General features: G+C 68.0%; 21 protein-coding genes and 1 pseudogene. 20 read left to right on the top strand and 2 right to left on the bottom strand.

Translation table 11 applies throughout. From position 1 onward, the window contains the following. Positions 1–280 precede the first annotated feature (280 nt). The 6 genes from B0I32_RS52825 to B0I32_RS52800 all read left to right on the top strand — a co-directional run bounded on the left by B0I32_RS52825 (position 281) and on the right by B0I32_RS52800 (position 6,242). Complete coding sequence (locus B0I32_RS52825) at positions 281–1,210, top strand: aminoglycoside phosphotransferase family protein (protein WP_146178655.1); 930 nt, start codon at positions 281–283, stop codon at positions 1,208–1,210. Positions 1,211–1,386: 176 nt separating this feature from the next. After that, positions 1,387–2,454: an ABC transporter substrate-binding protein gene (locus tag B0I32_RS52820; protein ID WP_181308773.1), complete on the top strand. Its 1,068-nt coding sequence runs from the start codon at positions 1,387–1,389 to the stop codon at positions 2,452–2,454. Beyond that, positions 2,451–3,557, top strand: coding sequence for a methyltransferase (locus B0I32_RS52815; RefSeq protein WP_106252766.1), 1,107 nt, complete (start codon positions 2,451–2,453; stop codon positions 3,555–3,557). Before B0I32_RS52820 ends, B0I32_RS52815 begins: the two co-directional genes overlap by 4 nt. A gap of 107 nt (positions 3,558–3,664) precedes the next feature. After that, positions 3,665–4,453, top strand: coding sequence for an ABC transporter permease (locus B0I32_RS52810; protein WP_146178654.1), 789 nt, complete (start codon positions 3,665–3,667; stop codon positions 4,451–4,453). Then, on the top strand, positions 4,450–5,268 hold the full coding sequence (locus tag B0I32_RS52805) for an ABC transporter permease (protein ID WP_106252763.1): 819 nt from the start codon (positions 4,450–4,452) through the stop codon (positions 5,266–5,268). The genes B0I32_RS52810 and B0I32_RS52805 overlap by 4 nt, the downstream gene beginning before the upstream one ends. A 35-nt stretch (positions 5,269–5,303) precedes the next feature. Beyond that, entirely contained in the window at positions 5,304–6,242 is a 939-nt protein-coding gene (locus B0I32_RS52800; RefSeq protein WP_106252761.1) for a M48 family metalloprotease, read from the top strand. A gap of 758 nt (positions 6,243–7,000) precedes the next feature. Here B0I32_RS52800 and B0I32_RS52795 read toward each other — a convergent pair. After that, on the bottom strand, positions 7,001–8,410 hold the full coding sequence (locus tag B0I32_RS52795; RefSeq protein WP_219912485.1) for an NsdA family TPR-like regulatory protein: 1,410 nt from the start codon (positions 8,408–8,410) through the stop codon (positions 7,001–7,003). Between the two features lie 180 nt (positions 8,411–8,590). Here B0I32_RS52795 and B0I32_RS52790 point away from each other — a divergent pair, with 180 nt between their 5' ends. From B0I32_RS52790 to B0I32_RS52730, 13 genes are all read left to right on the top strand, one after another. Then, positions 8,591–9,040, top strand: coding sequence for a 6-pyruvoyl trahydropterin synthase family protein (locus B0I32_RS52790; RefSeq protein WP_106252760.1), 450 nt, complete (start codon positions 8,591–8,593; stop codon positions 9,038–9,040). Further along, on the top strand, positions 9,037–9,759 hold the full coding sequence (locus tag B0I32_RS52785) for a 7-carboxy-7-deazaguanine synthase QueE (RefSeq protein WP_106252758.1): 723 nt from the start codon (positions 9,037–9,039) through the stop codon (positions 9,757–9,759). Before B0I32_RS52790 ends, B0I32_RS52785 begins: the two co-directional genes overlap by 4 nt. 41 nt (positions 9,760–9,800) lie before the next feature. Then, the gene (gene folE / locus B0I32_RS52780; protein ID WP_106252757.1) at positions 9,801–10,448 is read left to right on the top strand and encodes a GTP cyclohydrolase I; all 648 of its coding nucleotides are present in this window, start codon (positions 9,801–9,803) and stop codon (positions 10,446–10,448) included. Further along, entirely contained in the window at positions 10,448–11,005 is a 558-nt protein-coding gene (locus B0I32_RS52775; protein ID WP_106252755.1) for a phosphoribosyltransferase, read from the top strand. Before folE ends, B0I32_RS52775 begins: the two co-directional genes overlap by 1 nt. After that, the gene (locus tag B0I32_RS52770; protein ID WP_106252753.1) at positions 10,989–11,816 is read left to right on the top strand and encodes a class I SAM-dependent methyltransferase; all 828 of its coding nucleotides are present in this window, start codon (positions 10,989–10,991) and stop codon (positions 11,814–11,816) included. Before B0I32_RS52775 ends, B0I32_RS52770 begins: the two co-directional genes overlap by 17 nt. Continuing rightward, entirely contained in the window at positions 11,813–12,526 is a 714-nt protein-coding gene (locus B0I32_RS52765) for a thymidylate kinase (protein ID WP_219912484.1), read from the top strand. The genes B0I32_RS52770 and B0I32_RS52765 overlap by 4 nt, the downstream gene beginning before the upstream one ends. Further along, positions 12,516–13,592: a radical SAM protein gene (locus B0I32_RS52760; protein ID WP_245956690.1), complete on the top strand. Its 1,077-nt coding sequence runs from the start codon at positions 12,516–12,518 to the stop codon at positions 13,590–13,592. The genes B0I32_RS52765 and B0I32_RS52760 overlap by 11 nt, the downstream gene beginning before the upstream one ends. Further along, positions 13,496–14,767 (top strand): DegT/DnrJ/EryC1/StrS family aminotransferase, encoded by a 1,272-nt coding sequence (locus B0I32_RS52755; RefSeq protein WP_245956689.1) that lies wholly within the window; start codon positions 13,496–13,498, stop codon positions 14,765–14,767. The genes B0I32_RS52760 and B0I32_RS52755 overlap by 97 nt, the downstream gene beginning before the upstream one ends. A gap of 15 nt (positions 14,768–14,782) precedes the next feature. Further along, positions 14,783–15,583, top strand: coding sequence for a nucleoside/nucleotide kinase family protein (locus B0I32_RS52750; protein ID WP_106252749.1), 801 nt, complete (start codon positions 14,783–14,785; stop codon positions 15,581–15,583). Positions 15,584–15,666: 83 nt separating this feature from the next. Further along, complete coding sequence (locus tag B0I32_RS52745) at positions 15,667–16,287, top strand: HAD family hydrolase (RefSeq protein ID WP_245956688.1); 621 nt, start codon at positions 15,667–15,669, stop codon at positions 16,285–16,287. 22 nt (positions 16,288–16,309) lie between these two features. Then, positions 16,310–17,275, top strand: coding sequence for a phosphoribosylaminoimidazolesuccinocarboxamide synthase (locus B0I32_RS52740; RefSeq protein WP_106252745.1), 966 nt, complete (start codon positions 16,310–16,312; stop codon positions 17,273–17,275). Positions 17,276–17,366: 91 nt separating this feature from the next. Continuing rightward, positions 17,367–18,068, top strand: a complete 702-nt coding sequence (locus B0I32_RS52735) for a 3'-5' exonuclease (RefSeq protein ID WP_106252743.1) — start codon at positions 17,367–17,369, stop codon at positions 18,066–18,068. Between the two features lie 18 nt (positions 18,069–18,086). Then, the gene (locus tag B0I32_RS52730) at positions 18,087–18,725 is read left to right on the top strand and encodes a mycothiol-dependent nitroreductase Rv2466c family protein (RefSeq protein ID WP_106252741.1); all 639 of its coding nucleotides are present in this window, start codon (positions 18,087–18,089) and stop codon (positions 18,723–18,725) included. A 95-nt stretch (positions 18,726–18,820) separates the two neighbouring features. Here B0I32_RS52730 and B0I32_RS52725 read toward each other — a convergent pair whose 3' ends face one another. Then, the gene (locus B0I32_RS52725) at positions 18,821–19,372 is read right to left on the bottom strand and encodes an NUDIX hydrolase (RefSeq protein ID WP_106252739.1); all 552 of its coding nucleotides are present in this window, start codon (positions 19,370–19,372) and stop codon (positions 18,821–18,823) included. Positions 19,373–20,583: 1,211 nt separating this feature from the next. Between B0I32_RS52725 and B0I32_RS59325 the strand changes: the two are divergent. Beyond that, positions 20,584–21,045: pseudogene (locus B0I32_RS59325) on the top strand (hypothetical protein); the annotation flags it as partial.

Below are 21,045 nucleotides of genomic sequence, written 5' to 3'. Positions count from 1 at the left end.
ACCACCGCACCGCCAACCGACTCCGGCAAGGAAAACGACGAGCCATGGCTGCGCAAGGAGATCACGGAGCAGAAGCCGGCGGCGGGCATCCTGGGAAAACTCGTCCAGGACGACCCGATCAGCCTCGCCTCCCCTCTCGGCGCCTGCGCGGAAGGTCGCCTGTCTCCAGGCACAACATGCGCGCCCTGCGCTGAACCGACCGCAACAACCGGTTCGACATCACGACAAAGGAGAAATGAGACATGAGTCCGCACGGCGGCTTTTGCGCTTGGGAGACGTCATGACACGTCTGATCCTAGAAGACCTGCCCGGTCCCGTGTTGGAAACGATCAACTGGCGATGCGGGGAACTGCTGAACATCTCCCCGTATCTGCCCGCCAGCCCGGACGGCGGCGCGCTGCTGGCCCGGCTGGAGTTCGATGACGGCAGCCGCGCGGTGTTGAAGGCGGGGATCAAGGGCACCGATGCCGGTGAACTGCTGCGGCGAGAGACGTGGGCCCGCACCCACCGCACCGACGTTCCCGGTCCCGAGGTGCGGCTGATCGGCACCATCGACCAGGCTCACCTGCTCGTGACGAGCTACGTCAACGACATGTACCACACGCCGAGCCTCGTGCCCGGAACGCGTGATCTGGAGCTGGTGGTGGAAGGACTGGCGGAGCTGAGCTCTCGATTCGCCGCCACCAGCATGCCCAGCGACGCCAAGCGGGCCGAGGACGACCTTCGCCAGGAGGTGAGCAGCGCCATCCAGGTTCTCGGCGCAGGGGTGCTGCCTCCCCGCGAACTGGACGTGTGGCAGGCGGCGATACGCCTGTTCGATGACGTGGCCGTCGCGGGCACCACCCTGCTTCACCGGCAGTGGGTGCCGCGGCATCTGCTGGTCGCCGTGGGGTATCCCATCGTCGTCACCGACTGGTCCCGGGCCGCGTACGGGGCCGCGTGGGTAGACCTGGTTCCGTTCGGGGTGCATCTCGTGCAGGCTGGCCACCCGGAGGAAGAGGTGGAGGACCTGTTCGCGCGTTCCTTCCCTTGCTGGCGTCAGGCGCCTTACGGGGCGGTCACTGGCTACATCGCCACATGGGCACTCCATCAGATGCTCGTGGCATCCCGCACACCCCGGCCTCAGGACACACCTTCTCAGCCTGGCCCCACCCCGGCCCTACGGCCCGCTGCGTTGGCGTGGGCGCAGCACCGGCTGCGCTCGAGCTGACCATACCTTCGCCGTGAGGCGGCGTCCCGTTACCGTCTCGGCGTCGCCGCTCGACTGATCAGCACAGGCGTGAGATCGAGCCACGGCCGCGCCCTCCTGCGCATCACGCCCTTTATCCCGCTTCTGTTTGGAATTCCATGAAACGACTACTATCAGTTACATTATCGGCGCTATGCGTGATCGCGATCGGCTGCGCGCCGCCGAGCAGCATCACAGCGCCTCGCTCGACAGGTATCTGCGGCCCGAACACCGCACCCGCATCATCGGCGACCACGGACGCGGCCAGGGAGCCCGTCAGCCTCCAGGTGGCCATCATCTCCATACCGGATGTCGCGCCGGCGAAGCTGGCCGAGCACTGCGGGTTCTTCGCGACCGAAGGCCTGAAGATCCGATGGACTGAGATCCGCGGCAGCGCTGACGCGGTTCCGGGCCTGGCAAGCGGTGACACCCATGTAGCCCTGTGGAACTACGTCACCGGGTACGCGGTGGAGGACCGGCAGCCGGGCCTGGCCCGCCTCATTGCAGACGCCTATCAAGCTGAAAACGAATGCTTCCTGCTGATGGTTCGCCGGGACTCCCCCATCCAGAGCCTGGCGGATCTGAAGTGGAACGGCACCGGCAAGAAGAAGACCATCGGGGTGGGCACCTTCAAGAGCGTCTCCACCCTCACGGCGGAAAGCACCCTGCGCATCGCCGGAGTCACCGCGGACGACATCAAATTCGTGCAGGTTCCACTGCCGCAGATGGCCGCGGCGGTCCAAGCCGGCCGTGTGGACATGGGGTGGATGACCGAACCGGGCATCACGCTCTACAAGACCAAGTACGGCGCTCGTGTGCTGGCCGACGTCGCCACGGCAGGCACCAGCCAGTGGCCGATCGCCGGCTGGGCGGTCTCCACGAAGTGGGCCGACGCGCATCCCGACCTCGTCGTGCGCTTCCAACGTGCTCTGGCTCGCGGGCAGGAATTGGCTGCCCAGGACGACAGCACGGTGAGGAAGATCCTTCCCAGTTACGCGCTGGGAATCGACGACAAGCTGGTAGGGGCGATCAAACTCGGCTCGTTCCCGACCACACTCAACCCCACCCGCCTGCAACGCGTCGCCGACGCGATGCTCGAGGCCAGCAAAGGCAAAGCGGAAGCGGACAAGTACCTCACCAAGCCGATCGATGTGACCGATCTCCTCTGGCAGGCTCCTGGCTCGGCCTCTACCTTCCCCTTCTCTTCCCCCGGAGTCACTCCATGAGCGCCGACGACCGCGACATGCCCGCACCGCCGGTAGAAGGGGCCACCGCCGCCGGCGAGATCGACAACGGCCCGTTCGCCGCCCGGCAGCAGGCCATCACAACGCAGAAAGCCATCCAGCAGATGACCGGCGCTGACATATGGCTGAAGGCGTTGCAGTCCTTCGTGAGTCTCGGCATCGCCGACACCCTGGACGACGACGAATTCCGCACCAGCGACGACCTGGCCAAGGTCTGCCAGGCCGATCCGCAGATGATGGACCGCTTCCTGCACGCCATGCACGCCTACGGCGTGATGACCACCGACGAGCGTGGCCGCTACGGGCTGACCCCGCTCGGCCAGGACCTGCGCCCCGGCGCCGCGATGTGGGCCGCTCTCGGTGTGATCACCTCGCCGCTGTGGCAGCGGGCGGGCGCCAGCCTGGCTGCCACCATCTGTACTGGACGTCCTCACGCCCTGAACGGCGAGGCAACCCCGTACCCGCTGGTGGCCGCCGACCCCGGCCTGGCCGGCATGTTCGCCACGTTCATGAGCAGCCGCACCATCGGTCTGGCCACCGCGCTGGCCGCCCGCGACTTCTCCGGCACCCGCGTCGCCGACCTCGGCGGCGGCGACGGCACCCTGCTGTCCACCATCCTGGCCGGCGACCAGCGTCTGACCGGGATCCTCATCGAGCGCACCGACGTGGCCGCGCGGGCGGCCACCCGTTTCGCCGAGCGGGGCCTGGCCGGAAGAGTCGACGTCATCGCGGACGACATCTTCGCCGACACCTGCCCACCCGCGGACGTCGTCATCGCCGCTTCCGTCCTGCACAACTGGGACGACGCCTCCAACCTGCGGTTTCTGTCCAACGCCCGCCAGGCACTGGAGAAAGGCGGGCCGGACGCCGAGCTGTGGTTGGTCGAGACGCTGCTGCCCGGACCCGGCATCCACACCAGCGGCATCGACCTGGACCTACGAATGATGACCCTGTTCGCCGGCGGCCGGGAACGCACCCTGCCGCAATACCAAGAGCTGCTGACGCAAGCAGGGCTCACCCTCATCGGCGACGAATCTCTGCCCGGCGGCTTCACCCTCATGATCGCCATAACCGGCAGCGACTAGCCCCTCCAGCCATCCCCCTGCGGGGGCGGGCGATCGGCCACACCCACTCCGCACCCGATTCGCCCGCCCCCTCTTCCAGCTACCCCGACGCCTTTCGTGGAGAGTCCGTGAGCACACTGACGTGGCAGCGCCGCGCCCTACTCGGTGCAGCCGGGCCGGCCCTGCTCGGCGTGACCGCTGAACTGGCTCACCGTCTCGGCCCGCCCGGTCCTCGCCTGTTGCCCGCCCCCTCCAGCGTGGTGGCCGCCGCAGCCGGCCTGTGGAGCGACGGCGAATTCGCCGCGTATGCCTACGCCACCCTGCACGCCTGCACTGCCGGCCTGGCCGCCGCCTTCGGGCTGGCCGTCACGATGGGACTGCTCCTGGGCGCGCTGCCCGGCATCGAACAGGCGCTACGGCCCATCATCGAGTTCCTCCGCTCAGTCCCGTCACTGGTACTCATCCCCCTAGCGCTGTCCCTGCTCGGTGATCCGAGCGCCGCCAAGGCCGCGCTGATCGTCTACAGCTGCTCCTGGCCGATCCTGATCACCACCCTGTACGGGATGCTGGAGGTCGAACCGCTGCTCAAGGACACGCTGCGCGCCTACGGCTTCGGCCCGCTCGCCATCGCATGGCGCGCCTGCCTGCCGAGCACCGCACCCCACATCGCCACCGGCGTACGCCTGGCCATCCCCGTCGCGTTGATCGTGTCGGTCAGCGTGGAGGTCATCACCGGCGCCACACCCGGCATCGGCACCTACATCGTCAACGCCTACAGCTTCGACCGCCCCGCCCATGCCCTGGCCGCCACCGTTGTCGCAGGACTCCTCGCCCTAGCCGCTACTGAGCTGTGCGCCGCCGGCGAACACCGGCTCTTCACCTGGCACCGGCACACCACCGGAGCACAGCCCCGATGACCCCACACCGATACCGCCTCCTGCGCCCCGAGCGTCCTTGGGCCCGCGCGCTGCCCGCCCTGGCCGCAACGGCCGCGCTGATCGCCTGGGAGGTGATCACCCGCATCCACCACCTGCTCTACTTCCCACCACCCAGCACGGTCATCGCCCGCGCCTACGACCTATGGTTCGCCGGCGCAGCCTTCCTTACCGACCAGGCGATTGAAGATCTGCTGCCCAGCCTGACCCGCCTCGCGCTCGGCTGGACCCTGGCCGCCGCCCTCGGCCTGACCGCCGGAATCGCACTCGGCCTCTCCCCCGTTCTGGCCGCCCTCACCAACCCGATCCTGCACATCGGCCGTGCCATTCCACCACCCGCGCTCCTGCCCCTCTTCCTGGCCACGATTCCTATCGGCACCCCCATCCAGCTCGCCACCATCATCTACGCCGTCACCTGGCCCATCCTGATCACCACCGCAGACGGCATCCGCAGCATCGACCGCGCCTTCCTCGACACCGCCACGGTCTTCCGGCTCCAACGCCGTCGGCGACTGCTGTCGGTGCTCATCCCCGCCGCCGCCCCCAGAATCCTGGCCGGCCTACGGCTGAGCGTCTCCCTCGCCCTGATCATGATGGTGGTGTCCGAACTGGCCGCCAGCACCGACGGACTCGGCTATCGGCTCCAGCAAGCCGCCGGCACCCTGGACATCCCCGCCATGTGGGCAGTGATCGTCTTGCTCGGCACCGCCGGCATCACCGCCAACACCGCATTCCTGCGGCTCCAACGCCACCTGCTGCGATCACGCCAGGTCGCGCCAGCCCACGGCCACACCTGACCCCTGTCCTCTACTCGCCTCACGGAGTCCTGTCCATGCCCGCCATCCGTACCCGTCCCGCTTCCAGGCCCCAGCAGAAGACGTTCCACGAACTGGGCGAAGAACTCACCGCCAGGGCCAACAGCCTCTCATCCCAGAGCGGCCCCTTCGTGATGCCCATGCTGTCCATAGCCGTCGGCTTCGGACTGAGCGCCCTGGCCGGCCAGCTGATCGCGCTGGCATGCTGGGCCGGCCTCGTCCTGCTCTCCCAGATCGGCTGGGCGATCAAGAAGAGCCGGATCAAGCGGTCCCCCACCATCGACTGGGACAGCGAGGCCTCCTACGAGCAGGACCTTCTCTCGGTGGTGCCCGACGTTGCCGATGCCGTGGCCCAGTCGCGCACGGCGGCCCGGCACCGCGGCTACGATCTCCGCGTTTACCCAGCCAGGTGCTGTTGCGGCCACCCGGAGGACGCGTGCACCTGCGTGATGCGGTGGTCGGCGGGCACGCTGCCGCTGGCCGGCACCCGGCACGTCATACTTCTCATCGGAGACCAGCTCATGCAGCCCGCCAACCTGGAATCGTTGCGCTTCGTCCTGGCGCATGAGCGCGCTCATCTCAGGCGTACTCATATGGCGGCGCACTGGATCAGAATGACCATCCTCGCCGACGTCGCCATGCTCACCGGGATCTTCTCACCTGGACTGACCGTACTGGCCGGCCTCGCCGGAGTGCTGCTCCTGCACGTCGCGGTCAGCTGGGCGCTCGAGCTAGCCTGCGACACGGCCGCCGCCGCCATCCACGGCAACGGCGCACCCGGGTACTGGGCCTTGACCCGGCCGGTCCGCCGCCGACGCGCGGCCGCGCTGCGCTGGTGGCAGCGCCCCCTCCTGCTCACGCTGCTGCTCATGCATCCGCCCAAGGCGATACGGATACGCGCCTGCGCCTACGTCCACAAGTTCTCCTCCGCCCTGACCGACAGCGACCGGGCGTAGGGCCGGTACGAGAGGCACCGCGCTGGGCCCACGACCAACCTGCCCGGCCGCACGGATAGTCAGATCCCTCCCGAGAAGAGCAGACGATGATCAGAGCCCGCCGACCGCAGACGGCTGAGCCGGACCCACAGGAGCCCGTATTCGAGTGGGTGCCGTACACACCGATCGGCAGCGCGCTTCGGATCACGCACACCTCATGCTGCGGCCGCTATGAATTCGCGTGCGAGGGCGGACGCTTCTTCGTCCTACGCCCGATCGCTGGCGGCAGCTACGAGGAGACCGGACGCGGCCTCTACCGTCACGCTCTCACCATCTACACCGCCCTCGTTGAGCATCACCGCGCTGAACATCGGCACCGAGTCAGACGGCCAGGGTCCGACGTAGCCCCACCGGAAGCGCAATCGACATGACTTTCGCCCGCATCAGTTGGAGCAGGCCGATCAAGCTCAACGCCACGCCCGGGGCGTCATTCAGCAACGTGACGCAGCGCCACCAGCGACCATCTACTAGTTGCCCATCACCCGAACTCGACCGGCCCAACACTCGGCTCACCGTCAACTGGGGATGACAACATGACCAGGGCTCGCGGCGAAGTCACTCAACCTGCACGCCTCTGCGCCGCTGGGCGTGCCCGTCCTCATCGCCGTCCCGGCCTCCACACCACCTGGATGGGAGCCGCGACAGGATGGGCTGCCGCGCCAGCGGCACGGCAGCGTCGCCGTGCATCGGCCCGAGACCTAACGCCCGTAGCGGCAGGTTCACCGGCTGGCAAGAGCGTCATGGAACGTCGCCGCTACGGAATGACCCGGCCACCTCCGGGCAAGATCACCGTCCAGCGTGCGCAGTTCCCGCCAGATCCGTGCCGAGCCGGTCTGCTTAGCCGTGGCGATCGTCTCCAGCCCCAGCGTCGCCGCCCGCGCGGGGTCGGTAGTCGCGAGGGCTACGGCCAGCTTCGCCGTGAGGTGGCCGCGATCACGGACGAGATGAGCGGGAGTGGCGGCGATCTGCTCCTGAAGGATGGCGGCCGCCGTAGCTACCTGGCCGGCGGCCCGGTAGCAGACAGCGCTCTGCTCGCACAGGGTCGCCAGGTCGTAGTGATGCAGGTACACCGGCACGTCCGGCTGGCGTACCTGCGGATGGTCTTTCAACGCTTCGCCGGCGTCCTCCAGCAGCGTGAAGCACGCGTCCGTCTGGCCGAGCATGACCAGGCCGCGCGCCTGCTGCTGTGCGGCCAGCGCCAGCAGCTTCGGCTCCACCCCTGCCGGGTTCCGGCGAGCGGCCTCAGCCAGCTGAACGACACCGGCGTAGTCGCCGCTCAAAGCGGCGATGTTGGATTGGCGCACCAGCGCGTACGCGGCCATGTTGGCGTCGCTGGCGCATTGCGCCCACTCCGCTGCCCGGCGCGTCCACTGAGTGGCGGGTTCCAGTTGACCCAGATCTTGGTACAGCCATCCGGCCATTTCGCCATAGTGGGACAGCACCTGCAGCAGCGGCTCGGCGTGCGCCCCTGCGGCACCGCGCCGCAGTTCGTCCAGCACGTCGATCTGCGCCAGGACCGGATTGAGAAGACTGCGCGGGCCGAGCATCTTGTCGGCCGCATAGTGCTCCGCCAGCACGCGCCGGAAATACGCGATCACTTCGGTGTCGACGCGTGCGGGAGCGTTGATCGCCTGTGCCACTCGGTCCACCTGATCGGCGTCTGCCAGCCCCGGCATCGCGGACGAGAGCACGCCGGCGGCGAGCAGACGGCCGAACTCGCGTCGCGACAGAGTCACCGGGACACTCCTTCCCTGCACCTGAAGCACCAGCATGACCTCCTGTCCGCTGGTGGCGCCAGCCAGCCTCGCCGACAAATGCGATGTGTGCCCGATATTGGCCGCCCGCCGCAGCTCCACCAGAAGTCCCCCGGTGCCGAACAAGGCGTCCAGCACCGCGGCGTGGTTCTCGGGAAGGAGGTACTCGCCCCTTTCGGCGCGGCCCAGCCAGCCGAAGTCGTAGCGAGCGAGCGTGGCGGTCTCGCGAAGCGACAGGCCGGCCTCCGCGCGCTGTTGCCGCAGGACCTGCCCCATCAGGCGCGCTACACCCGCGCGCCGCTCATCTGCCTGCTCAGGCACGTTGACCAGCTCCTCCGCGGTGTCGCGGCCTGTGGCATGCCACAAGGCTGCCACAGCGATCCTCTAGGCGGTCGCTTTCAATCCCATGACAATGCGTTACAGGGAGTTGATCGGAGCGTAAGCCCAGAGGTCAACGAAAGCAGCGGTTTTCGTCAGACCCTCACCCCACGGCCACAGCCCGTGCCGCAGCACGTCGTCATCCCCCGTGATTCGGCCGGCAGAACGGAGATCACGATGACCTCGCCCCGCCCCTGTCCGGCTCGTGTCGGGTCCCACCCTGATCTTCGTGACCTGCGCGGCGCCGCCCTCACCATCGGCAAGACCTTCACCTTTGAGGCGGCCCACCGCCTGAACGGACTGCCTGATGGGCATAAGTGCGGCCGTCGGCACGGCCACAGCTACCAGGTGACCGTCGAGCTCACCTCTACTGAGCTCGTCGGGCCGGGATTCATCACGGATTTCGGGGACCTGGCTCCGTTCGCCGCCTACCTCGCCGAGCACTTCGACCATTGCGACCTGAACGAGGTGCTCACGGTCGAGCCGACCTCCGAACTCTTGGCTCTCCATCTCGCCAGGTGGTTCCTCGACAACGTGCAGCCCGGCATTCCCGGGCGCCTGGCCGCTGTCACCGTAAGCGAGACCTCGAAAACGTGGGCGCGCTGCACGCTCGGAAATGCCCCATGAGCGCCACCGAGGTGTCCGTCCCGCCTCACGACGCGACGCTGCTGATCTCCGAGCGCTTCGGCCCGACGTTGCAGGGCGAGGGGCCCAGCACCGGCATGAACGCGCTGTTCGTCCGGCTGTCGCGCTGCAACTTGTCATGCAGCTGGTGCGACACCCCGTACACGTGGGACCCCACACGGTTCAACCTGCGGGAGCACCGCGAGCGCGTCCCCGTCGCCGACCTGGTCGCATGGGCGCTGAACCGCCCTGTGCCACTGATCGTCATCACGGGTGGAGAGCCGCTGCTACAACAACGGCACCTCGCCCCACTGGCCGAGCCGCTGCTCCGGGCCGGCCGCCATCTGGAGATCGAGACCAACGGCACCATTGCTCCCGATCCAGCGCTGCTGGTGGACGGGCTGCGCTTCAACGTCTCCCCGAAACTGGGCAACGCGAACGTTCCGCGCAAGCGGCGCATCAAGCCCGCCGCATTGGAAGCACTGTCGTCCAGCGGGCAGGCAGTGTTCAAGTTCGTCGCGTGCTGCCTGGACGACCTGGACGAGATCGCCGAACTCGCCGAGCGTTTCGCGATGAAGCAGGTGTGGGTGATGCCTGAAGGCGTCACCGCCGATCACGTACTGAGCCGCGCCCAGCTGCTGTCGGAAGCGGTCATCGCCCGCGGCTGGTCGCTGTCCCTGCGCCTGCACGTCCTGCTGTGGGGTGACGAACGTGGCCGATGACAGCCATCACCTCCCGCCTCCGCTGAAAACGAGGAAGGACCATGACCACCGAAGCCGTACGACCCCCTGAGACGGCGCAGTTCAGCCGCGCCGAGTCACAGTCGCCCGAGGATGTGCCAGGCTCGCCGGTGAACACGCCGCTCGTGGCCGGGCTCATCCGCGAACTGCTCATCGCTCTTGGCGAGGACCCCCAGCGCGAGGGGCTGCTCGACACGCCGGCTCGCGTCGCGTCCTGGTGGCGCAGCTTCCTTTCGCCGGACCCCTCGGCGATGGCGACCCGCTTCGCTGACACCCACGCCAGCGATCAGCTCGTCGTGGTCGGCGGACTGAACGTGTGGTCCCTGTGTGAGCACCACCTACTGCCGATGCAGTTGGACGCCCATGTCGGCTACCTCACCGACGGCACCGTCCTGGGGCTGTCGAAGTTCGGCCGGATCGCGCAGCGTTACGCCGGGCGGCTCCAGATGCAGGAACGCTTCACCCGTCAGCTCGCCGACGAGGTAGCCACGGCCGTCGGCAGCCACGACGTGGCCGTCACGGTGCACGGCGTGCACCTGTGCATGAGCATGCGCGGCGTCCGGATGGAAAGCGCCCGCACATCGACCGTCCACGCCGCCGGCCGGTTCAGGACCGACCCACTGCTCTCCCAGCAGTTCCTCACCCTCACCACCAGCGGGAGGACGACCTGATGCCGATCGACCCCGGGCGGTTCGCCGCCACGATTCTGCCGACGACGCGAGGGAGCGACTGGCACGCGGTCACCTACCTGACGTGGCCAGGGGTGGAAGAGCTGATCAGCCGTATCGCCGAGGCGATCAGGAACGAGGGCGCACCCCAGACCTTGGTGGCGGTCCTGCGCGGTGGAGCTATTCCGGCTGTCTGTCTCTCCCACCACCTCCCGCTGCGAGACGTCCGCACGATCGAGGTCACCCACACGACCGACGACAGCACCAACGCCGCCAAGACACCGCGGCCCCTGGTCGTCAACCCGGCCTCACTGGGCGACCTCACCGGCCGGGACGTCCTCATCGTGGACGACGTCGCCGGAACCGGCGACACCCTCGTTGCCGCGACACGGCTGGCCACCGACGCCGGAGCCGGGCGGGTGCGGACCGCCGTGTGCGTGGTGAACGAGAACAACTGGACCGGCCACCTTCCGGCCAAGGCGACCGTCACCTACATCGGCACGTCCACCCACGGGTGGACGGTATTCCCTTGGGAGGGCAACCATGAACACCAGCACTGATCAGCTTCCCGAGCAGTTCCGCACCCGGCCCGGGACCCCCATGATCGGCCCGTACAGCGTCAATCAGATGGACGACTTCTACGCGGCGCTGCACCACGGGGAGGCCAAGCCGTCAGGGCTGATGAACCTGATGCAGCACCTCATCGTCGCCGAGCGGTGCACGCCGGGCGCGACGGTGCTGGACGTGTGCTGCGGGCGCGGGCTGGCGCTGCCGCTGCTGCACCGGTACGCGCCGCAGATCGGACGGTACGTCGGGCTGGACATCAGCCCCGACAACCTCAACGAGGCACGCGAACGGATCGCGTTCGTACGTGAAACGTACGGAGAGTTCTTCCCCATCGACCTCGTCGAATGCGATGTGGCCGGGCCCTGGCCGCACCTGCCCGCCTTCGACGTGGCGCTGTACACCTCCGCGCTGGAACACCTGCCCTTCGACCTCGGCGCGCGCAGCCTGACCAGCACAGCGCAGGCGCTCGCCCCCGGCGGAGTGCTGTACCTGTCCACGCCGCGAGGGTTCGGCCCGCGCCCGCGGCCTCTGCAGTACCGCGTCCACGTCTTCGAGTGGTCACGGGAGGAGGTCGAGCAGGTCGTCGGCGAGGCCGGGCTGGTCATCGAGGATGTGCTGGGCCTGCTCCCGCCCGAACCGGACGTGGTCGCCGGCGAACTCGCCGAACGGTACGGGCCGGCTGCGGCCGACTGGTACCGCGACCTCGCCGAGCGCGTCCCCGCGGCGCTACTGGACACGGTCTCGGCGGTGTCGGCGCCGAAGACGGCGACCGAGCTGCTGTACGTGTGCCGGAGACCCGCATGAACGCCGCCGTTTCCGCGTCACTCCGGCAGAAGACCCCAGCCCGGCCGCTGTGGGTGACCATCGAAGGCATCAACGGTGTCGGCAAGACCACGGCGGCCCGCGCGGTCGCCGCCCGCCTCGGTGAGCGATGCCTGCTGCTGGACGAGATCACCGACCAGGTCGACAACACGCTGACCGGACGGGTGATCTCCGTCCTGGCGGCGCAGGACCCCGTTTGTCTGCGCACCGGGCACCCGGTCGCGGAGACCTTGGCGCTGCTAGCACTGAAGATCCGCGAGGCCGAACTTCTCGCCGACCTTGCGATACCGCCCGAGGTAGTCATCGAGGACCGCGGTGTCGACACCGTCGCCGTTTACCAGGCTGCGATCCTCTGCGAGCAGGTTCCCGACGCCGATCCCGCGCACGTCGTCCGGCACATTCTCTCGACGATGTCGCCGTGGCTGCCCCGGCCCGACGCGACCATCCTGCTGACCGGCGACTTCCAGTCGTGCATCCGGCGCTTCGCCGACCGGATCGAACGGAAACTGACTCCTCAGGACGCGCGCGTGATCGAGCAGGCCGACGCACTGTATGCAGGGCTGGCCGCCGCCGAACCGGGCCGCTACACCGTGATCGACACCGCCGGGCAGCCGGCCGCGGCCATCGCCGAAGTGGTCGGCACGATCGTCCAGGACCTCGCCAAGCAGCAGGAGGGCTACCGTGCCGCCTGATGAGATCTCGCCGCCCGACATGCTCGGGGCGCCTGACGCGACCCTGCTCTGGGGCCTGCGCTCCCCATGCGCGTTCACCTGCCCCCACTGCTACTTCGGCACCATCGAGGAGCACAAACAGCAGGGTCTGCCCACCGAAGCCGGCGTCCTGTCACACCTGTCGCGCACCGACCTGCCGCTCCAGACACTCAAAGCGTTCGCGCGTACCCTGGCCGGTTCGCGGGTCGAGCGAGTGGTCATCGCCGGTGGCGAACCGCTCGACTGGCTACCCACGCTGGAGGTGATCGGCCTCATCAAACAGGCCGGCTGTCAGGTCGTGATCGCCACCAACGGCGTCCCACTCACCCGCCCGCCGGTGGTCCAGCGGCTGATCGATTTGGGCGTCGACGGTGTTTCGGTGTCTCTGGACAGCGCGGACGCGACCGTCAACGACCGGTTACGCCCCTCGCGGTCGGGCCGCTTCGGCTACCACGATGTCGTGGCCGGTATCCGCGCCTTGCTGGATGCCCGGGGGGACCGACACACGCCCCGGGTGGGGGTCTACACCGTGGTGATGCGAGAACGCCCGCAGGAGATCACCGATATGGCCCATCTGGCCAACCAACTCGGTGTGGACTACTACGTTCCCCAGCCGATCTCCTTGGCTCCTGATCACAGGCTCTTCTCCGCACTGACCCACCGCCGCGAAGACGTCCCGGCCGTTGCCGAACAGCTCTGCCGCCTCTACGACGAGCCGGGAGGGTTGGCGCTGCCGGCCCCCTCCTACGTCCGGCGCTTCATAGACGCCATCTCCACTCAGGACGGCGGGCACGTGCCCGACTGTTTCGGCGGCTCCCGTCTGTTCTTCATCCAGCCTGACGGCTCGGTCTGGGACTGCCCATCCGACCGCCGGATCGCCGCCACTCCGTCCACGAGCCGACGCAGCATCCGCGACGCCGACGCGCGTGTCCTGTTCACCGACCGTCCCGCGTGCACGAACTGCACACTGTTCAGCAGGGACTGTGTCAACATGTGGCCGCTCGTCCTGGACATGCCGCGACTGCTGAACTCCGGGGCCGCCCGATGACGCTTCCCTGTATCGCCGACGGCGCACAACTGCTCACCGAGCACTTCGCCGCCGTGGTCGGCCAGATGCCCGACCCCAGTGGCGGCCCTGCCGCCGGGCAGCTCGAACACGAGTTGGCCGAGGCGTTCGGTGTCTCCCACGCGATCGCTGTCTCCTCCGGCACCGCTGCCCTGCACGCTGCCCTGTCGGCCTGCGGCATCGGCCCCGGCGACCACGTGCTCGTGCCGGCGCTGACCGTCGTCATGACCGTGGCGCCCCTCGTCGCCATCGGAGCGACGCCGGTATTCGTCGATAGCGATCCGGCAACCCTAGATCTGGATTATGACGACGCGGCCCGCAAGGTCACCGCCAGGACCCGGGCGATCATCTCAGTGCACCTATGGGGCCGCATGGGAGACCCGGGGGCTCTGACGGCGTTCGCGGCCGAGTATGGGCTCGCCGTCATCGAGGACGCCGCCCAAGCCGCCGGCACCGAACGCGACGGGCAGCGGGCCGGCGCGGTCGGCGACGCCGGCTGCTTCAGCATGAAGGACGGAAAGATCCTGTGGAGCGGCGAGGGCGGCTTCCTGCTCACTGCACGTCGCGACGTGGCAGAGCACGCGGCGGCGTTCCGCAGCCACTGGCAGCCGGCACCCCCTGGCCAGACCGCACAGAGCCGCCTGGCCACCAACGCCCGCCTGGCCGCCCCCCTCGCCATGATCGCCCTGGCCAATCTCCGCCGCCTCCCCGCCCTGGTCGGACTGCGCCGGGCCCAAACGCGCCACCTGCTGCACGCCCTGAAGCGGGTACCCGGCCTGGCTGCCGTCGCCCCCACGACGCGCGAGGAGTGGAACGGCTTCGCGGCGCTGTTGCACATCGACCTGCCAAACCCTCGGGGCTTCGCCGATCATCTCGCCCAGCACGGAGTGCCGAACTCCACCGGGAGCTTCGGGCTCGTGCCATGCGACAGGCGGCCCATGTTCACCTTCAGCGACCGGCCGTGCCGCGGTGCCGCGGAGATTCTCGATCGCACGCTCGCCGTCATCCTCACCGAACGCGACACCGAAGCCGCCCTCGACCATTACGCCACCATCATCGCCCGCGAGGCCGCCGCATGGACGGCGTGCGGCGCCATCCCCCGCTCCGCACCCGCCAACCAGCTCGGAACGCCCTGTCGACGCCGCCCCAACTTCTGAACGGAGCCTGCCCACATGACGATCACACCGGTACGCCATGCCTGCACCCGCGGCCCGCTGATCGCGGTCGAGGGCATCACCGGAGTAGGCAAGACGTATCTCACCCGCCGCGCCCTCGATGCGCTCGACGACCAGGCTCCCGACGAAAACGCACCTGATGCCGAGCCCCTGCTGCTCGACGGGTTCTCCCAACGGGCCGGCAAGCGCCCCGACCTCGGCGAAGCGCTGCTCGGCGCCCTGCGGGAGGCCAGCGCAGGAGACCCGTTCCTGCGCGGCGGCACCCCTCTGGCCGAGACCTGGCTCCTGCTGGCCATCAAGCGCTACGACCTGGACACCGTCATCGCTGAGCTGTCCCGCGGGCGTGCCGTCTTCGAGGGCCGAAGCGTCGACACCACGGCGGTGTGCCAGGCTCTGCTGCTGCACCCCGACAATCCAGGCGCTGCCCTGGAAACGGCGAAGGCCCTGCTGGATTTCGCGTCCTCCTACCGGCCCCTGCCCGATCTTACGATCCTCATCACCGACGACGCCCGCGCCGCCATCGCGCGCACCCAACAGCGTGACCAGCGCGTCCTCATCCCTGAGCAGGCAAGGTTCATGGGTGAGGCATGCGCGCTGTACGAGCGCCTCGCCTCCACCGACCCGGCACGCTACCGGGTGATCGATCGGCGCACCGTTGACGAGCACCAGGCGGCCGGTCTCATCCGGGCCTGGACCCAGAGTGCCAGGTCCGGCCTGGGTTGTGTGTGCGAGCCGTGGCAGGGCCCCGGGGCTCGGTGCATCTACTGCGACCGCCGCGCGGACGTGACGCCGGCATGAAAGGAGTGGCCCGTCTCTCACACTGGCTGGACCCGCCATGCGCGAGGTGCTGTGTTCCGGCGATTCCCGACGGGCTCGAGGCCTTGATCCTTGACTTCGACGGAACCCTCGCCGACACGACGCCCCGCCACGAGCGGGCGCTACGAGCGGCGCTGCAGCCGCACGGCCACAATCTCGATCACAACTGGTATCGCCGGCACGTCGGCCTGTCCATCCACGACCTGCTGGCCGCGCTGCCGGGCGGCCGGTCGCTACCCCACGACCAAATAGTCCGAGCCAGCCGGGCCCACCTACTGGCCAGCATGCACGACATCACCGCCATCGCGTGCGTCGTCGCACTCCTGTACACCGCACGCCAAGCTGGGGTGCGCTGCGCCGTCGCCTCAACTGCCAGCCGGGTCCTCGTCCATCCCGGACTCGACGCTCTGGGGCTGAGGCACGAGTTCGCCGCCGTCATCACGCGCGAAGACGTCACGCACGGCAAACCGGCCCCCGACCTGTACCTGACGGCCACCCGACACCTCGGCGTCCCGCCCGGCCGCTGCCTGGCCGTCGATGATGCTCCCGACGGCGTCGCCTCCGCCCGCGCCGCCGGCATCCAGCACGTAATCACAGTGGCCGAGGGCCACCTGGTTCCCGCCCGCACGACAGCAGGCCAGCGCCAGACACCACGATGCACAGATTCCGCCCGAGGACGGCAATAGGCCGTCGCATCAAGGGAGCACGATGCCTGTCCTCCACTCGACCAAGAACCTTCACATCGTCGAACCTCCCACGACAACCCGCGAGGGAGTCGGACGCTTCGAGTACACCGATACCTACACGGTGTTCCACTACGGTCGGATGCCGGATCTGATCCCCGGCAAGGGGGAGGCGGTCTGCCGCATGGCCGTCTCCAACTTCCGCAGGCTGGAGGAGGCGGGCGTGCAAACGCACTTCCGCCGGTTCATCCCCCCGAACACGATCGAGTTCGACCTCGCACGCGTCCCGGATCCAGATGCCGGACCGCTCGCCCCGGGCGAGCGTAACTACCTCGTTCCCGTGCAGGTCCTCTTCCGCAACGAACTCCCGCAAGGAAGCTCTGTGCACCGCCGGCTCGGCAGCGGCGAACTCACACCGGCCGAGGTGGGGCTGCACGGCATCCCCGAGGCGGGAGAGAAGCTGCAGCATCCGTTTATCGAGTACGCCACGATGCTCCAGGACGTCAACCGCTTCGTCAGCAGATCCGAGGCCCAGCTCCTGGCTGGGCTGCGCGATGAGCCCTTCCAGGCGATGCACGATACCGCCGTCGAGGTCAACGAGGTGCTGACCGAGCATGCCGCCAAGCTCGGGCTGAGCCACTGCGACGGCAAGGCCGAGTTCCTCGTGTCGAGCGATGCGCGCATCGTGCTGGCCGACAGCCCCGGCACACCCGACGAAAGCCGCCTGATGTACGACGGCGTGCACTGCGGCAAGCAGATCCTGCGGAACTGGTATGTGGCCAACGGGCTCGACATTCCGACCCTCCAGTTGGTCGCCGACGGTGTGCCACGAAGTGAGTGGCCACGGCCAGCGCCTCTCCCGCCCGAGTTCCTGCCGGTGATGTCGAACCTCTACCGGTCCCTGAGCGAGACCTGGACCGGCGAGCGCCGCTGGAACGCGCCGGACCTGCACGCCGCCACACAGGCGGTAGCAGATGTCATCGGTCAATGACGGCACCCGACGACCAGCGCTCAGGCATGCTCTTGTCGATGTGGTGGACGCAGGCCGACACCACCACGCACCCTGGAAGAACGGTGGACACATGGGCGGCTTGACCGGTGACCCCGCCTTCGCGGCGACGACGTTCGTGGTCATCGACTTCGAGGCCACGACCCCCACGGGCTATCCGGCGCAGCCGATCGAGGTCGCCGCCCTCGCACTCCGCTACGAAAGCGGCGCCTGGACGACCTCCGGCAGGCCGTTCTCCTCGCTCATCAGGCCGCCCGCGTTCGCCCCGGTCACCCCAGCAGTCACAGCCCAAACCGGACTGACCGCCGAGCAGGTGAACCGAGCACCCCACCCTGCGGAGGTACTGAGTGCACTTGATCGACGCTTCGCCGCGGGTAAGCAGTATTTGCTGGTCGCCCAACACGCCGCCACCGAGGCCAACCTCATTCACCACCAGCGTGAGCACTGCCCGGCGCTGGCCCGCGTTGATCTCCTGGACACGATTCCGCTGGCCAGATACCTCTATCCGGGCCTGCCCAACTACCGGCTCGACACACTGCTGACGCATTACTCCATCAAGCATCCGGCGAATCGCCACCGGGCCTACGCCGACGTCGAAGTCACCGCCGAAGTGTTCATCCGGCTGGTCCACGCCGCGGATGAGAACGCTGGGTTCAGCGACCTCGCAGCTCTGGTGAAGATCGCGGGACGCACCGCCAAGTGCAACATGCCCGCCCAAGGCGAATTGTTCGGCCCCACACCTGTTGGCCAGCGGGGGCATAGCGAGCCGATCTGAGACAGGACGGTAACCATCATGATCGAAGAACAGCGGAACCGCGAGGAAGTACCGTTCTGGTTCGATCCGCTGTGCCCCTGGGCGTGGGTCACTTCTCGTTGGCTACTGCAGGTCGAACAGGTTCGGCCAGTGCGCGCCGACTGGCGACTGATGTCGCTGGCCGACCTGAATCTCGTCCAGCGCAAGGGCGAAGGGCTCAGCGAGCAATACCGCGACCTGATGGAAAGGGCCTGGGGTCCCGTACGGGTCTGCGCGGCCGCCGCGGAACACGCCGGCCGCGGCATTCTCGGACGGCTATACACCGCCATCGGCACCCGATGCCACAATCACAGACGTCGAGACGACCCTACGGTCATCGCCGAAGCTCTCGCAGAGGTGGGCTTGCCCGATGTGCTGTCGGCGGCCGCCGACAGCGAGGAGTTCGATCAGCTCATCAGGGATTCCCATGACGAGGCGTTCAACGAGGTCGGGCTCGATGTCGGGACGCCCGTTCTCCGCATCGGTAGCACGGCCATGTTCGGCCCCGTGATCAGGCGGGCCCCTCGTGGTGAAGCAGCCGGCCGGTTGTGGGACGGTTTGGTCCTGGTCGCCGGGACAGAGGGCTTCTTCGAGCTCAAGCGGAGCCGGGACCGGAGCGTCAAGCCGTACTTCGACTGAGTGGACACCAGACCTCGGCCGACTCCTCTGCAGCTACGACCGTCGAGACTCGCTTGCTCGGTCGACCAGGCCGAACGAGAAGCCTCGACGGGTCCTTAACCGATCCGGGCCGGAACGGCTCGCGCAATGCGATGCCCGACAAGGCGCTCGGCCTCGGCAAGCGGATACCAAGCGGCGCCCGTCACCTCAGACTCCTGGATCAACCCCATGTCCGCATCCGTCACGAACGCGTACCCGATATCAAGGTGGTGGTGCTCCGGCTCGCCCTTCTGCGGTCGTGCCGGAACTCTGCCGTACTCGATGTAGACGGGGGTCCGCGACGCAGGGACGACCTGGGCGGGGTCGATCCCGGTCTCCTCGGCCAGCTCGCGTACAGCTGCGTCCAGCAGCGAGGTGTCAGTCGGTTCGAGGTGGCCTCCGGGCTGCAACGGGATCCCATACGCGCGGTGATCGACCAGCAGTACCTCGGCGCCACCGCGGACCAGCAGCGCACCGGCGGTCACGTGCATCCGGAAATTCTCCCGCGAGGTGAAATCCCCGCCCTCAGATAGCAGTCGCATCGGCTCGGCCAGCAGCACGGCCTCGTCCGGGTAGCGACCAAGGTAGGCGGAGACGGCGCTGGAGATGTCGGCGTCACTGATCGCCATTGGTCACCCCTGCACCTGCCCAGAAGCAGCGCTCTACGTGACCGACTGATCGGACGTGGCGAGCGACGAGCACTGACACAATCCGCTCCTTTGGCGCGTGTGGCAAACGTGGAAGGAGGTACGCACCTTACAGGTGAGGCCGGTCAGCCCATGCATGCCACGCCGAGTAGATGTGGCGGCCATCCTCAAGTTTTCGGGTTGGGCCTGAGTCTGGCGCTGAAATCGCAGTTGAGTCCGAACAGGTCTTCCGCTTTCGGTATCGGCGAGCAGGCAAGGGGCAGCGCTGTCCGGCTCCGAGCCAAGCCTTCGTTCACCGACTCTTCGAGAGTCTGAACGACCTGATCATCACACCTTCTCACCAAAAGGAGCTCCCCATGCGTGCGCACCTTCCCGCAGCCGCGCTTACATCGTCCTGGGGACAGGCATTCTTGCCCCCTAGCCGCCCCCGCCGCCGCAGCGTCAACCGCTTCGCAACGGCCTTGACCGCGCCGGCGTTCAACGCCAGCGGTGTATGGCAGATCTTCCAGAGCAACGGCATCACGGTGACGGTCAACGTCACACAGGACGGAAGCGGACGGCTCTTCGGATCCGCCGCCTTCGACAGCACGGCGGCTTCGCGGGGGGTGGCCGCACGACAAGTCCGCGCGGCCCCCACGATGCCCACGACTCGCCGGACAGGCCGCCGTCCTCCTCCCCCCCGGCGTAGGCCGCCGGGTTGTAGGAGTACCAGTAGGTGCCGCCGCACTCCGCGTTGTCGCCAGGACAAGGAACTCATCGGGGGCCAGCTGGTGGGCCCGTGCAGGTCGTCGTAGCCCTCGTACCGGGGCGTCCGGGTGACGGTGAACGTCCTCACTGGCCCGGTCCTCCCCCGGAGACAACGGTCTCGACGCAGCAGTCCTGGCAGCGGACGCCGATGATGCGCAGCGCACCCGCGGGCGTCGGTGACGGCCACCTGGGACTCGTTGTCGCCGTAGCCCTCCAGGGCCATGACGACGCCCTTGACAGTGAGGTCGGCGGGCGCCGCAGCCCTCATGATCTTCGGCAACTCGGTGTCCGGGTTATCACAGATGCATGGTCGGCGGGCGGCGTGGGCAAACAACGCCACAGCGCGCGCCCAGCGCCGGGACAGTCGGGCGTGCGCCGGCTCGACCGGCCTGCGAAGCGCCATCTGTCCCTGTGTTCACCCCCGAGCAACCGGACGATGTTGGAGGATGAACGCCATGGCGGTGGACTTGAGCTCCTACGAACTGGTTTGGCCGACAGCGCTGTTCGCCGCTGAGGGAGGGCGCATCGCGCGCTCTAGCGGTCCATTGTGGAGCGAGCGAGCGAAATGGCTTCTGACGGAGACGTTGTTGGGGACGACAGCGGTAACTGACTTCGATGACGCAGCGAACCTCAGGGAACGCCAAGATGTTGATCCGTGGGCGTCAGCCACATCATCACCTCGGAGTCCAGTTGCGGGTGGCCAGCGAGAATGGTTTGCCGAGCTGATCAACCGTGCCGACGAACTGCCACAGGCGTCGTCTCCCCGACCATACTGGCCGCAGCGACACGTCCAGGGGCTCCACTCGGTGATCAGGTCAGACGCTCGTCGAGAGTTCACCCGGATCATCGACGGGCTCTACGACAACGGATACCTCGCCGAGGCCTTCGGCAAGGAGTGCGTTGATGAT

Source organism: Nonomuraea fuscirosea (assembly GCF_003001935.1).
Taxonomy (GTDB): domain Bacteria; phylum Actinomycetota; class Actinomycetes; order Streptosporangiales; family Streptosporangiaceae; genus Nonomuraea; species Nonomuraea fuscirosea.
This window is presented reverse-complemented; position numbering and strand designations above follow the sequence as displayed.